This window comes from Paenibacillus sp. FSL H8-0104 (assembly GCF_038050215.1).
GTDB classification, from domain to species: Bacteria; Bacillota; Bacilli; order Paenibacillales; family Paenibacillaceae; genus Paenibacillus; species Paenibacillus amylolyticus.
Genome location: NZ_JBBOTC010000001.1, coordinates 1,929,771 through 1,944,299, shown reverse-complemented (window position 1 = coordinate 1,944,299; position 14,529 = coordinate 1,929,771). Strand labels below are relative to the sequence as shown.

General features: G+C 46.2%; 12 protein-coding genes. 5 read left to right on the top strand and 7 right to left on the bottom strand.

Translation table 11 applies throughout. From position 1 onward, the window contains the following. The first annotated feature begins 56 nt into the window (after positions 1-56). Positions 57-2,309, top strand: a complete 2,253-nt coding sequence (locus NST38_RS08885; protein ID WP_076252461.1) for an AraC family transcriptional regulator — start codon at positions 57-59, stop codon at positions 2,307-2,309. A 129-nt stretch (positions 2,310-2,438) separates the two neighbouring features. Here NST38_RS08885 and trmB read toward each other — a convergent pair whose 3' ends face one another. After that, entirely contained in the window at positions 2,439-3,194 is a 756-nt protein-coding gene (gene trmB / locus NST38_RS08880; protein ID WP_076252463.1) for a tRNA (guanosine(46)-N7)-methyltransferase TrmB, read from the bottom strand. Between the two features lie 152 nt (positions 3,195-3,346). After that, positions 3,347-3,547, bottom strand: coding sequence for a hypothetical protein (locus tag NST38_RS08875; RefSeq protein ID WP_036610190.1), 201 nt, complete (start codon positions 3,545-3,547; stop codon positions 3,347-3,349). Between the two features lie 439 nt (positions 3,548-3,986). Here NST38_RS08875 and NST38_RS08870 point away from each other — a divergent pair, with 439 nt between their 5' ends. From NST38_RS08870 to NST38_RS08855, 4 genes are all read left to right on the top strand, one after another. Next, positions 3,987-4,940 (top strand): TIGR01212 family radical SAM protein, encoded by a 954-nt coding sequence (locus NST38_RS08870; protein ID WP_036669734.1) that lies wholly within the window; start codon positions 3,987-3,989, stop codon positions 4,938-4,940. After that, positions 4,941-5,525, top strand: a complete 585-nt coding sequence (locus tag NST38_RS08865; protein ID WP_036610195.1) for a class I SAM-dependent methyltransferase — start codon at positions 4,941-4,943, stop codon at positions 5,523-5,525. Positions 5,526-5,714: 189 nt separating this feature from the next. After that, positions 5,715-6,692 carry a type I phosphomannose isomerase catalytic subunit gene (locus NST38_RS08860; RefSeq protein ID WP_076252465.1) on the top strand — a complete coding sequence of 326 codons (978 nt, stop codon included), beginning with the start codon at positions 5,715-5,717 and terminating at the stop codon, positions 6,690-6,692. 41 nt (positions 6,693-6,733) lie between these two features. After that, positions 6,734-7,714: an alpha/beta fold hydrolase gene (locus tag NST38_RS08855; RefSeq protein WP_101313293.1), complete on the top strand. Its 981-nt coding sequence runs from the start codon at positions 6,734-6,736 to the stop codon at positions 7,712-7,714. Between the two features lie 126 nt (positions 7,715-7,840). Here the strand turns inward: NST38_RS08855 and odhB are convergent, their stop codons facing one another. The 5 genes from odhB to NST38_RS08830 all read right to left on the bottom strand — a co-directional run bounded on the left by odhB (position 7,841) and on the right by NST38_RS08830 (position 14,428). After that, positions 7,841-9,112, bottom strand: coding sequence for a 2-oxoglutarate dehydrogenase complex dihydrolipoyllysine-residue succinyltransferase (odhB, locus tag NST38_RS08850; protein ID WP_076252469.1), 1,272 nt, complete (start codon positions 9,110-9,112; stop codon positions 7,841-7,843). A 5-nt stretch (positions 9,113-9,117) separates the two neighbouring features. Beyond that, positions 9,118-11,991, bottom strand: coding sequence for a 2-oxoglutarate dehydrogenase E1 component (locus NST38_RS08845; RefSeq protein WP_341343914.1), 2,874 nt, complete (start codon positions 11,989-11,991; stop codon positions 9,118-9,120). A gap of 634 nt (positions 11,992-12,625) precedes the next feature. Next, the gene (locus NST38_RS08840) at positions 12,626-13,060 is read right to left on the bottom strand and encodes an NUDIX domain-containing protein (protein WP_036610206.1); all 435 of its coding nucleotides are present in this window, start codon (positions 13,058-13,060) and stop codon (positions 12,626-12,628) included. Then, a complete protein-coding gene (locus NST38_RS08835) occupies positions 13,061-13,558 on the bottom strand; it encodes a GNAT family N-acetyltransferase (RefSeq protein ID WP_036610208.1) in 498 nt (165 codons plus the stop codon). It lies immediately after the preceding gene. Positions 13,559-13,918: 360 nt separating this feature from the next. Further along, positions 13,919-14,428: an 8-oxo-dGTP diphosphatase gene (locus NST38_RS08830; protein ID WP_076252471.1), complete on the bottom strand. Its 510-nt coding sequence runs from the start codon at positions 14,426-14,428 to the stop codon at positions 13,919-13,921. Between the last annotated feature and the right edge of the window lie 101 nt (positions 14,429-14,529).

Below are 14,529 nucleotides of genomic sequence, written 5' to 3'. Positions count from 1 at the left end.
TGTATATGAAATTCTATGTTGTTCACCCAAAACAGGAGGTTCGAGGGGGAAGAAGAATGCGTAAACGTTCAGAGGACAGTCAAAAGGTCTTCACACGGATTCTGATCGGCATTATTATCAGTACCGTCGCTACCTTACTTGTGGTTTCTTCTATTTTGTACGTCAACTATAATCGGATTGCTCTTCGTCAGGTGTATCGTACAGATATGAACAGTCTTACTCAAACCAGCCGTGAAGTGGCCAAAATGACCGAGACTGCAAAATCATTGTCATATCAGATTTATCAGGACTACACCATCTCTTCATTACTGCTCTATTCCAAACCAAATATTTATGAGATCACATCGGCGATGGAGCAGCTAGACAACTACCGTATGTCCCTTCCCTTTATCGAATCCATCTATGTATATAACTCCAAAAGCAATGAATTCTTTATCAGTTCCGACGTGCGCAATGGGCAGCAGTCCGTCTCGGAGATCGATGATCAGGGGATTACAAGCATCCTCCAACGCTTCCATGACTATAAACCTTTTGTGCCCATCCCGCGTACATATCAGGTCGGCTCTACCGAAGCAACAGAGGTTAACAGCTACACCTATCTCTGTTATGACACAATTAATGATAACGCGAAGCTAAACTATGCTGTCATCGTTAATATCAAGGATGATTGGCTCAGTCCAAATATGAATGCTGTGGATCAACCCGGCAAAACCTTTATCGTGAATGAGAATGGAGACCTTTTATCTGACTTTGGCGACCGTGCATTGATGAAAAATCTCTCCAGCGAAGCTTTTATGAAGCCAATTTTGCAGGATACGGGGCAATCAGCTTACTTTACCGAGAAGGTCGACGGAGAAAAATCTCTCATCACCTATACCGCTCCCGATGACCTAGGTTGGCGTTATGTAAGAATAACACCTTATGATCTGATTACCTCAGATATACGGAGTATGCGCACACATACCGTTCTGTTTTGTGTTGGACTTTTCTTCGCAGGGTTACTGCTCTCTTACCTTGTGTCCCGAAAACTATATCACCCTATTGATAAGGTGCTTGTTCGTTTACGTGTAATGGAAGCAGAGCGACGTGGCAGTCTTCATTTGTTACGGCAGGATTTTCTACGAGGGGCCCTACAGGGCCGCGAAACAGTAACTGGAGGTATGCTGGAAGAACGGATGAAGTTCTATGGTTCCTCCATTGATGTTCAGCGTGCATCCAGACTGGTATTGCTGCGTATTGACCATTTTACCGAATTCAGCGAAACGTATCGTGATGAGACCCAACTTGTAAAATACGCCATGATGAACATCTGCACCGAGACAGCCGATCTCCACTACAATGCGGAAGCTGTGGACATGGGCGGTGATCTGATCACACTCATCTTCAATGAAAAAGCGGAAAGCCATGAACTTGAGCAACCTGCTCATAACCGGATCGAAGAGCTGCTACGTATGATGCAGGCAGCTGTAATGACCCATTTGAAATGCTCCATCTCCTGTACGATCGGCACGGAAGAAGATTCATTGGAAGACAGTATTGCATCCTACACCAGATCAGCCGAAGCCTCACTGCATCGTTTGTTCATGGGACCGGGCTGTCTGATCTATACCTCTGACATCATGGCTTATCACGCCAAGGAGTACGCATTCCCAGCAGGTAAGGAAAGACAACTTGTTGATCATCTAATGACAGGTAAGACGCAAGAAGCAAAACAAGTCTATGCAGATATCGTGGGCGAAACAGCTGCATATCCATTTACCGTCTTCCAGCTAGCCTTATCCCATCTGACGATGACACTGAACCATGTACGAAATACCCTCAAGAAGAATAATCAACTCACGCTTGATTCAGTCTCGGATGGTCTAATGCTGCCTGTCAAAGACGCGGAAGACATCAGTGAAGTACATGAACACTTCTATCGGATGTTTGATGAGCTTGGTTCCAAAGTCGAGGAGAAACGTACACTGAAGCACGAAGAGTTGATTCGTAAAATCAATGGCATTATTGAGCGGGACTATGCGGACCCCAATCTATGTCTAACTTCTATCGCAGATGAGTTGGGCATGTCGCCCATCTATGTAAGCAGGCTCTACAAACAGCTCACCCTGAAAGGGCTCACGGACGTAATTAACGAAACCCGCATAGCCAAGGCCCAGCATCTGCTGGTGGAGACAGAAAACTCCGTTGCCGACATTGCCGAGAGGACCGGATTCACCAACAGTTCATACTTCTATCGCATGTTCAAAAAGTTCAATGGGGTTACACCAAACGATTATCGCCGCAAAGAATTTCATTCAGAAAACTTTTGAAATCATCCCAGACTTGAGTTTATGGAGTAATGCACATCGATTGTTAATGCAGAAAAAGAGCGACCTATGAGAATGAATCATTCACCTCATGTGTCGCTCTTATTTAATGAGTTTAAGTTAGATTTCGATTTATTCCTGTTCCTGATCTTCACCAGACTCATCCGAAGCTTCACGAACTTTATACTTGTCCAGACGTGTCTGCTGATACTCACGCAGGGCCTCTTCACCCACAATCACTTCAACCCGGTGAATGTTCATACCTTTACCCATGAATTTCTGCTCGTACTCCGTCATCACATGTTCTTCATTCAAACCATCACGATGCAGATTCAAAGAAATATTGGTCATTTGTAGGCCGAAGTCGGCAATGGCGTTGAGTGAGAAATCAAACAGCGTCTCCGAATCGGTTTTGAAATGAATCTGACCTTTGGGATTAAGCAATTCCGTGTATTTCTTCAGGAAGCGCGGATGCGTCAACCGACGACGTGCATGCTTTGCTTTTGGCCAAGGATCACTGAAGTTCAAATAAATGCGCTCCAGTTCTTCCGGTTCAAAAACTTCTTCGATCTGTTCGATATTTGCCAGCGCAAGCTTCAGGTTAGGGGGTGTCTCCACATCAGCCTGACTCCACGCATTACGAGCTTTCTCACTGGCACGACGCACCAGTTCATCATACATATCAATACCGATGAAATTAAATTCCGGATATTTATAACTCATTTGGCTGATAAATTGACCTTTACCCATACCAAATTCCACGAAGATCGGGTGATCATTGCCAAACAGTTCAGACCATTTTCCTTTATGTTGCTTGGGGTCCAGTACAACAAGATCAACTTGTTGCTCCAGATTTTCTCTTATCCCTTTTCTGCCACGTAAACGCATTTTATTCCTCCGTTTGTCCCATACTTGTCTCAGACTTATTTTGCCGAAGAACTGGCAAATTGTAAAGAGCAATGAAAAGGGAATCTTCGGATCTGCCACTTTGGGCAAATCTCAAAGATTCCCTCTTCGATTTATTTGGAATTGGGGTCCAACTACTTTAGTAGTTCATAGTCTACCTTATCTTGGTGTGAAAAATCAAATGTCTTTTCGAAAGCATCGCGAACTTTTTGTCTTGCAGCCGCTTTCACTTTCGGATTTCCATTAAAACGAACACCTGTTAAAGCCAGTGCTTCTTCTGCCGTCAATTCAACAGACACATGATTCAACTCATTGTTTTTAACTTGGGAATTCATTCATATCACCTCACGGTATAGTATGGTCCATGACGTCAACGTTGATTCAAATGCTATGATGAATAATACCCATTAGATGGTGTCTGACGCTGATTTAAATATAACATAAGGTGTAAACTATAGCAAGGAGAAAACCTTGATTTTACGGCCTATTTTTGCGTTTCGATTCCCTTTTTTTTTAGTTTTTTGATACAATGATAAAGTGAGCATTTTGCATAAATCCCATAAGCGTCTTCCAATCAGCAAGATATGGATCAGGATGCTTTTTCCTGTCCATATCTTGTACCCGTGAGCGATTGAAATCGAATAATGCAAAATGCTAAAGTTCATGAAGACACCTATAATCGCTATCCATCGTCTATGACGGAAATCGCATAGCGCTTCTTCTTTTGTTCACGTATGATTACGGTAATTCGACAGCCAAAGGAGTACCCTGAAGATGAATGCACCTGCATTACAGTCCCCTCTCCTGTGGGGAGATAAACGATTCCATACCTGGAATTATGAGATGCGAGATCAATTTAACAATAAGGTTTTCAAAGTGATGCTGGATGCTGGATTCACCTGTCCCAACCGCGACGGTTCCATTGCCAAAGGTGGTTGCACATTCTGCAGTGCGCGTGGATCAGGCGATTTTGCTGGCAGCAGACGTGAAGATCTGGTCACCCAATTCAATACAATTCGAGATAAACAGCACCTCAAGTGGCCTAAAGCCCATTATATTGGCTACTTCCAAGCCTATACGAATACGTATGCTCCGGTTGAGGAGCTGCGCGAATATTTTGAAGAAATTCTTGAGCAACCCGGTGTTGTTGGTTTGTCCATCGCCACTCGCCCGGACTGTTTGCCAGATGACGTTGTTGATTATTTGGCTGAACTGAACGAGCGCACCTACCTGTGGGTTGAGATGGGGCTTCAAACCATCCATGATTCCACATCAACATTGATTAATCGCGCGCACGACACGAAGTGTTATGAAGAAGCGGTTGAGAAACTGCGCAAACGGAATATACGTGTGTGCACACATATCATATATGGTCTGCCTCAAGAGACACATGAGATGATGCTGGACACTGGACGGGCAGTTGCCAATATGGATGTACAGGGAATCAAGATTCACCTGCTGCATCTGATGCGCAAAACACCAATGGTGAAACAATACGAAGCTGGTCTTTTACGTTTTCTGGATCAGGACGAGTATATCAAGCTGATCGTAGATACACTGGAGATGCTTCCACCGGAAATGATCGTACACCGTCTTACAGGCGACGCACCACGTGATCTGTTGATTGGACCGATGTGGTCCATGAACAAATGGGAAGTGTTAAACTCCATTGATCGTGAGCTGCGAGAGCGGGATTCATGGCAAGGTAAGTATTGGAGGCGAGCATAGATGGGCTTTCTTTCGGTTCTCAGCTGTGCGCATCAGTGGATTGCTTCCCGTCTGCAGCCAGGTGATCTGGCGATAGATGCAACGGTGGGTACAGGAGCAGACACACTATTTTTGGCACAACAAGTAGGCAGGCGTGGTCAAGTCATTGGATTCGATATTCAAAGTGAAGCCCTCACGCTGGCACAGGCCCGGATTCGAAAACAAAATGATGAAGCCAAGCTTGGCTCCATCTCCATGCTTCAACTAAGCCATGATCGAATGGCAGAAGCAGTTCCTGAGTCATGGCTTGGTACGGTTGGTGCAGTTATGTTCAATCTGGGGTACCTGCCTTCAGAAAGTGCAGATTCCTCCATCATCACCGAGACTGACAGCACGATCGCTGCACTCGAGGCTGCACTCGCTTTATTACGTCCTCGCGGAATTATTACGGTTGTGCTCTACCCCGGTCATGACGGAGGGGCACAGGAAGCAGAAGCTGTATTGGACTGGTCCTCTGCGCTGCCGGTGGAACAGGCACAGGTTGTGATCTATCGCCAATTGCAGCGAGAAACTTCTCCTTTTCTGATCGGAATCGAGAAAAAATAATTTCCTTTGTTCACCAAATACAATAAACTAGACACAATCGCAAGGCGAGCTATTAACGGCTTTTTCTTACTGCGATCTGTGTTCTACATCTACATATGCAAACGTATTCACTTGTTTGCTCATGGCGACTACATGCCCATGACTGATTAAAGCGATCCACCATTTCATATACTAGAGGAGAGATTACTGATGTCTACGCCATACCCATTACAATTCCAACCTGAGTTCAAAGAACGTGTGTGGGGCGGTCGTGCGCTGGAGCAATTCGGCCTTACGCCCCCTGAAGGACATATCGGAGAAGGATGGATGATTGCAGATCATCCCAACGGTACAACCAAGGTATTAAATGGAGCACTGGCTGGCAAGGGTCTGGATGAAGTTCGTGAACAACTGGGCACCGAATGGCTTGGAACCAAAGGTGTCTCTGAAAAAGGCGGCCGTTTCCCCCTTCTGATTAAGCTGCTTGACTGCAACGATGACCTGTCCGTTCAGGTTCATCCAACAGACGATTATGAGGCACTTCCTCCAGGCGAGCTTGGCAAAACAGAAATGTGGTATGTACTCGACGCAAAACCGGGCGCACACATCATCTATGGCTTGAACGAAGGCGTTGATCGGGCAACATTAAAAGAAGCATTGGAAAACGGCACGGTGATGGATACCCTTCGTCAGGTACCTGTAGAGGCCGGCGATACGTTCTTTATCCCTGCCGGAACAGTGCATGCGCTCTGTGCAGGTGTCGTTGTCGCTGAGATTCAGCAAAACTCGGATACGACGTACCGCATATACGATTATAATCGTCCAGGGCTGGATGGTAAACCACGTGAGTTGCATGTTGAAGACTCATTAAATGTCACCGCCTATGAGGGCGCAGGTGCCTCAACGATGAAAACAAATAACGCTACTCCTGGTGAATGGCTCAAGCTTGCGGAATGCCCTTATTTTGTAGTTGAAAAAGGTATTGTGAATAAACGTTGGGAACTCTCCACCAATCCTGACAGCTTCACGATTCTCGTTGTCTGTGAAGGAGAAGGAACTTTGGAGTGGGCACATGCTGAATCAGACAGCATTGAATTGAAAGCTGGACAATGTTATCTCTTGCCAGCCAATCTGGGTTCTTATACATTGAACGGGAATACCACTGTTCTTCGCTCTTATCTGCCCTAAATCAAGCTTATATGTAACCTGTGAAGGAGGAATTACACGAGATGCAGGAATCTACCTTTGCCTTGGTCGCTAGTGAAGGTACCCGTATTCATGTGTACCGCTGGCTTCCCGATCCGGAATGCAACGTTAAAGGTGTAGTGCAAATTGCACACGGCATGGGCGAGACAGCAGCCCGATACGCCGAATTTGCCGACATCCTTACCCAAAATGGCTATGCGGTTTATGCCAATGACCATCGGGGTCATGGCAAAACTGTGGAGAATGCCAAGTTGCTTGGTAATGCTGGTATCGATGCCTTCCGCTGGATGGCGAGTGATATGATCAATCTGGGCGAAGTAGCCGCCAAAGAGAATCCTGGGGTGCCCCTATTTCTAATGGGACATAGCATGGGCTCATTCTTGGTACAACATCTCATGTACGCTGGTCATGAGCAGTACCATGCCTTTATTTTATCCGGGACAAACGGCAGACGCGGTCTGCTCCGGTTTGGAGAGAAACTCGCCTTTTTACAATGCGGCATTCAGGGGGCTACCCACCCCAGCATGCTGCTCAACGCGATTGTATTTGGTGGATTTAATCGCTCTTTCCGCCCTGCAACGACACCGTTTGATTGGTTGTCCCGGGACTCACAAGAGGTTCAGCGATTCATTGATGACCCCCTGTGCGGAGCAGTCTGTACAGCAGGCTTTTTCCGCGACTTCTTCAAATTGCTGCTTGAAGTCCATCTTCCACACAATATGGAGCGCATACCCAAACACAAACCCGTATACCTGTTCTCAGGTGAGAAGGACCCTGTCGGACTTCATGGCAAAGGCGTTCTTAATCTGGTCTCGCAGTATAAGAAGCTTCGGCTGGAGAACATTGAGTATCGCCTGTATCCGGATGGACGGCATGAAATGCTGCATGAGATCAACCGGACAGAAGTGGCTCAGCATGTTGTGAACTGGTTAGAGCGGAATACCTCTGGCCCGAATACACACTCTAGTCCGTTGAACCTGACTGAGACGGCTGACTCTATATAATAGAGTCGGAGACATATCAAGAGCAAAAAGAAACCCCTGAATCGGATGTACAGCTCACGCTGCGCACCAGTTCAGGGGTTTTCTTGTTAAGCGATATGAATAATAGCTATAATCAAACGTTATGGATTAACCTTCAATTAACAGGGATTCCGGGTCTTCAAGCAGTTCTTTCACGGTTACGAGGAAGCGAACAGCCTCACTACCGTCGATAATCCGGTGATCGTAGGACAACGCGATGTACATCATTGGACGGTTCTCCATCCGTTCTGCATCAATCGCCACTGGACGAAGCTGGATCTTATGCATCCCCAGAATACCCACTTGAGGTGTATTCAGAATTGGCGTAGACAACAAGGAACCAAATGTTCCACCATTGGTGATGGTGAACGTTCCACCTTGCAGATCAGATAACGCCAGCGTGTTGGAACGAGCTTTGGATGCCAGATCCGCAATGCTCTTCTCGATCTCGGCAAAGCCCAGACGATCTGCATCACGCACAACCGGTACAACCAGTCCTTCCTTCGCAGATACGGCGATGCCGATATCATAATACTTTTTGAGTACAACATCTTCGCCATCAATCTCTGCGTTAATTGTAGGGAACTTTTTCAGAGCCCCCACAACCGCTTTAGTGAAGAAGGACATGAAGCCCAGGTTAATCTCATGTTTCTCTTTAAACTTGTCCTTACGGCGTTTACGTACATCCATGATGGCAGTCATATCAACTTCATTAAACGTAGTCAACATGGCTGCTGTCTGCTGAGCCTCTACCAGACGTTTCGCAATGGTTGCACGACGGCGAGACATCCGCTGACGCTCCACTGGTTTGGTATAGGTAGAACTTCCAGCTGCCGGCGCACTTGGTGTTGCTGGAGCTTTACTCGCAGGTGGAGCAGCAGGTGCAGGCGCCTGATTGTTATGGCTCTTCACATCATCCTGGTATACCCGTCCAATCGGATCTTTGCTCTGAACCTGATCCAGTTCGATACCACGTTCACGTGCAAGCTTACGGGCAGACGGTGAAGCCGTCTTGGCACTATCGGATGACTCCGGTGCTGCCGCAACAGGTGCTGGTGGTGGTGTTGGAGCTTCAGGTGCAGGAGTAACGGCCTTTTTCTCTTCAGCTGCTGGTTCGGAAGCGGGTGCACCGCTTCCTCCTCCAGAACCAGCTGAGAGTGTACCGATCGTTTCACCGATCACGACCGTCTCTCCTTCCTGACGAATGATCTTCTCCAGCACGCCACTTTCTTCTGCGCTGATCTCAATATTTACTTTATCCGTTTCCAGTTCAAGAAGCACATCACCCTGATTAACGGTATCCCCTTCTTTAACCATCCATCTGGATACAGTTCCCTCAGTTATTGACTCACCCATTGCAGGTACTTTAATTTCACTCACAGCTGTTACCTCCCCAGTGGAATATTATTCTTCGTCGTTTGTTTCAACGCAGATGTAATAATCTGTTGCTGTTCCATACTATGCACAAGCTGATAACCGCTGGAAGGACTTGCGTGTTCCGGGCGACCTTCGTATCTAACGGTTGTGCCTTCCGGGGCAACTTCACGAAGACGAGGCTCCATGTATGTCCAGGCACCCATGTTTTTGTTTTCTTCCTGTACCCATACCAGTTCTTTTACATTGCTGAAACGTGCGAGTATGCGTTTAATCTCTTCTGCCGGGAACGGATATAGCTGTTCCACTCGAATGATGTGAAGCCATGACCAATCTGCTTTATCTTTTTCAAAAGCATCTTCCAGGTCAATGGCAATCTTGCCACTGCACAAAATAATGCTCTCTACGCGATCCGGCTGTGTACCCAGTCCGGCTTGCTCCAGCACAAGCTCAAACTTGCCTTCACTGAATTCGACTGCCGGTGAAGCAACACGCGGATTCCGAATGAGACTTTTCGGTGACATCATCACAAGTGGACGAGCATCTTCCGTTTCAGTCAACGAAGCTTGACGACGCAACAAGTGGAAGTACTGCGAAGCACTCGACAAGTTGGCAACCGTCATGTTGTCTTCTGCACAAAGCTGCAGGAAGCGTTCCAGACGAGCACTTGTATGCTCAGGTCCCTGACCCTCATTCGCGTGTGGAAGCAACATGACCAGACTGGATTTCTGAGACCACTTGGCACGACCCGCTGATACAAACTGATCAAAGATAACCTGTGCACAGTTGGCAAAGTCACCGAATTGAGCTTCCCAGATGACCAGTGTATCGGGTGAATATACGTTATATCCGTATTCGAATCCAACAACGGATTCTTCAGACAACGGACTGTTATAGATTGCAAAGGATGCTCTTGCCTGTGGCAAGTGATGTAATGGGCAGAACTTTGCTCCATTCTCCGAATCATGCAACACCAGATTCCGATGAGCGAATGTAGCACGCTCGGCATCCTGTCCACTAATCCGAATTGGCTTGCCATCTGCCAGAATGGTTGCAAATGCGAGTGTCTCCGCAAGGCTCCAATCCACTTTTTCCCCTTCGTTCAGGGAAGTGCTCCGGCGTTGCAAAATTCGCTGTAACTTCGGATACACATTGAAGTTCTCAGGCCATTTCAGCAGATCGGCATTAATGCTGCGAAGATTCTCAAGCGGTACCGCAGTCGGAGTAATCGTAACAGCCTCCGGCTCACTGATTTTCCGCTGATAATATTCATGTACTTCATTTTTCTTCATCTGGTCATAAGCTTCTTTTAATTTGTTCGTTACTCCATCGCGAATGCTCGTAATGGATGCATCATCGATAATCGATTCCTCTTTCAACTGATCCTGATACAAGTGGCTTACCGTTGGATGGTTTTTCACCTTGTCATAAACGATAGGTTGAGTTGTTTCGGGATCATCGGTTTCGTTATGGCCGTAGCGACGATAACCGATCAAGTCGATCAGGAAATCCTTTTTGAAGCGATTGCGATACTCGGCTGCCATACGAATGGCTGCAATACAAGCATCCGGATTGTCCGCATTCACGTGTACAATCGGAATTTCGTACCCTTTAGCAAGGTCACTTGCGTAGTACGTTGAACGGGAATCACTGCTATCTGTAGTGAAACCCAGACGATTGTTGACGATAATATGGATGGTTCCGCCATTCTGATATCCTGGCAGAGCTTTGAAGTTAAGCGTCTCTGCAACGATCCCTTCTCCAGGGAATGCTGCATCACCGTGCATCAAAATGGTAGCTGCCTTCGTCACGTCTTGCTTCGGATATCCAGGGTCACGACGGTCATCCTGAGCGGCACGAGCAAACCCTTGTACAACCGGATTAACGTATTCCAGATGGCTCGGGTTATTCGCCAGAGTAAGGCGTGCCTGCACAGTTTCCCCGTCTTTCACAAAACGGTTGGCACCCATATGATATTTGACATCCCCCGTCCAACCGTAGTTGATCCCAGTCGAACCTTCCGATGGAACCAAATCTTTGTTCGGAGCATGATGAAATTCAGAGAAAATCTTGCTGTACGGTTTGCCCAAAACATGAGCCAGTACATTTAACCGTCCACGGTGGGCCATACCCATCAGAATGTGGCTTGATCCGGCTTCTGCCATGATGCGAACAGCTTCATCCAGCATCGGCACAAGCACATCGTTACCTTCGATGGAGAAACGTTTCTGCCCAACAAATGTTTTGTGAAGATAATCTTCAAATTGCTCGACTTCAACCAAACGTTCCAGCAAAGCCTTACGTTCTTTCGGCGTAAGTGGAGCCGGTGATGTCCGAGATTCCGCACGACGATTCAGCCACTCACGCTCTTGAACTTCGTGCACATGACTGAATTCGTATGCCATGGGTCCAGTGTATATCTGACGCAAACGTTGGATTGCATCCCATCCGGTTGCTGTCTGCCCATCTGCACCTTCCCAGATCAGGGAAGCAGGCAAAGCTTTCAGATCTTCTTCGTTTAATTCAAAATGCTGAGGTTCCAGCAAAGATGTGTCTGTATCTTCACTGATTCCAAGCGGATCTATATCTGCAGCAAGATGACCATAGGTGCGGATGTTCCATACCAGTTTACCCGCTGTAACCGCTTTCTGTAATAGTTGAATGTCTACGCTTCCGGAAGCCGATTGGGCGTTGCCGGAATTCAAGGTTGTGCGTGCATCCCTGCCAGACATCGGCGGTGCACCCCATTGTTCAAATAGTTCACGATAAGCCGGTGTAACCGAACCAGGGTCTTGAGTGAATAATTCATATTGTTCCTGTACGTATCCCATATTGGGGCCATAGTAACTTTCCCAGGGCTTCTTGTTGCCTTCCACGATCGTCATCGACGTTCCCTCCGTCTTGATTTAGTCATAAGTTTTTGACGGAAATCATTGACTAAGCCGTAATTTGCGTTCGTTCAACATTTTAAGCGAAATTTTTCATGAAGTCCAATAATCGTGCTGTTGGTGGTAGTAACGTTAGTCCGACGCTCCCGTCAAGGTTTGTCTGCGTTTTCAAAATCAAAGTAAAACAATGATTGTATATACCGTCGCACAGATGTCGAATACTGTCCTGATCCGTTCGAAGGTTACACTTTCTCCACTTCTTCAAGTGAAGTCCATGTTCTACTATCTATTCTATAAACTTTTACGCTCAGGAGCATTTCCTATTTTTAGTTCAATTGATGCATAAATTAGATGAATCGAATAAATCGATCAATTTGGGTAGAACAACGAACGCTTAATTACAACAAAATAGGCATACGATCTCCCATTTTACCTCCTTAATTGAATTGTGGTCCATTATGTGCAAAAACAAACCGTCAAGTTAAACATTAACCATTTGACGTCACATTCAACAAATAATTAGGGTTTTCTTCAGGAGACCCACAGCAAAAAGCTGGCCCAGACATAAATTATCCGAGCAGCTTCTTTGGATTCATCAAATTTAAGTTAACAATAAAGTTGAGGATGCACATTAAGATGTACTTTTGCTAATCATATACTCTGCAAACGGCGTTAGGGAAAGATCTCTAACTTGCTCCAGTGTAAACCAGTCCGCGCCCAACGAATCTTCACCATCGGGTTCTTTTTTGATATGATCCGGCTGACTGGCTGCGGTCAAAACAACATCATACAACATCCCGATATGGTGCAACTCTTCCGGCTCACCTTGATACACCCATTCCAGTACCGTAGACTCCGCAGAACGAATCATCACTTGTAGATGGGTCAGGCCCGTCTCCTCTTCAATCTCACGATGAAGAGCAGTCTCTGGCTGCTCGCCAAATTCCAGCCTTCCGCCTGGTAAATCCCATTGCCCCTGATATGCTCCGCGAGCCTTATGAATCAACAGGAATTGGCCCTCCCAAGCTACCAAGCCATATACCCCAATATGTGTATGCCGATTCACTTAAGGACTCTTCCTTTCGTTTTCATCCTCTGTAACAGCATCCAGATCTATGGCCATACGGATCATATCCACACAGCGGATACCATCCTCTATAATCTCTTCCTCATAATGCCTCACAAAGAAGTCACGATCAACCCCGATAATGCGGAAACCGCAACGTTGGTATAACTTCAATTGATGAAAGCTGGAGTTTCCCGTCCCAATCTCGAGAATTCGGCATCCCAATCTACGTGCAGCTTCCATCGCTTCCTTAATCATGTGTTTGCCTACACCTTGTCCCTGCAGTTCTTCCTGTACGGCAATATTAACAATCTCCGCAGTCTCTGGACGAGTCTTCAACAATACGAACTCCCCAACCATCTCTCCTTCATACTCGGCAATAAAACAAACACCCCGACTCAGGTATTCATCCACAATTGCTTTTGAAGGATCAGCCATCAACAAAAGTTCGTAGGGTCTCTCTTCTTCCCAGTCCAAAATCCGGAACGACAATTTCATGCCAATCTCCACCTTTTCATCGTACAATATTCATTTACGTTCTGTTTGCAGAAGCCTATGTATGGCAAATCCACAAATATATCATTCTTCATTTCAACAAACTAGTTTACTCAATCTATTAATCACACACTATTACCCACAGACTAGTCATCTCCTATAAAAATAGTAAACTTCATTATATCATAATATTTGGATATAAATATATAGATATGGATGATACATTATGAGGCATTATTTTTTATCCTAACCCAAGCTTAAATGCTCATGAATTAATTTCCATTCCCCATCAAGCGGCGCCGCAATGTATCCTTGCAGGGCATGCTGGTATCCCATGATTTTTCCTCCTTCTGACGGTTTAACTTATCGGGTCCCACTCTGTTCAAGTACGGAATCGCTATACACCATAAATGTTTCTTGCAACGTACGTCCGGATGATTTCTCCCAGATCACACTCCGCTCAAAAGTGCCTTTTTGGAAAAAACGTGGGAAACGTTCAGCGAACCAATCCTGCATAGGCAGCTCAAAAACCCGCTTCATCGGCACCCATAACAGCTCGCCTTCGGGCGGATCTTGCAATAACCGACCCTCGAATGAAGTCGCCAAATAGTTAAATACCATGTACCGCAATCCTTGTTCGGGATCACAGAACTCATCAAGCCCTTTATATGTAATCTCATTAACTATTAGCCCTGTCTCCTCCAGAACCTCCCGCACGGCACCATCCACGATACTCTCCGGAAAATCTACCTTCCCCCCAGGAGCGATGTATCCCGGAAATCCTTTGCGGTCCGGCCGATTCATTAACAGCACCTGATCATTCGTTTTGTCCCATACCATACACATCGTTAATATCTCTATTCTAGTATCCATATTCGTCCTCCTGCTAACATGCGTTTCTCTGTTGTACACTAACATTTCTGGGAATAACCTGTGTTTTCCTTCTTTATTCCCACTCTGATTCATTCGTATTT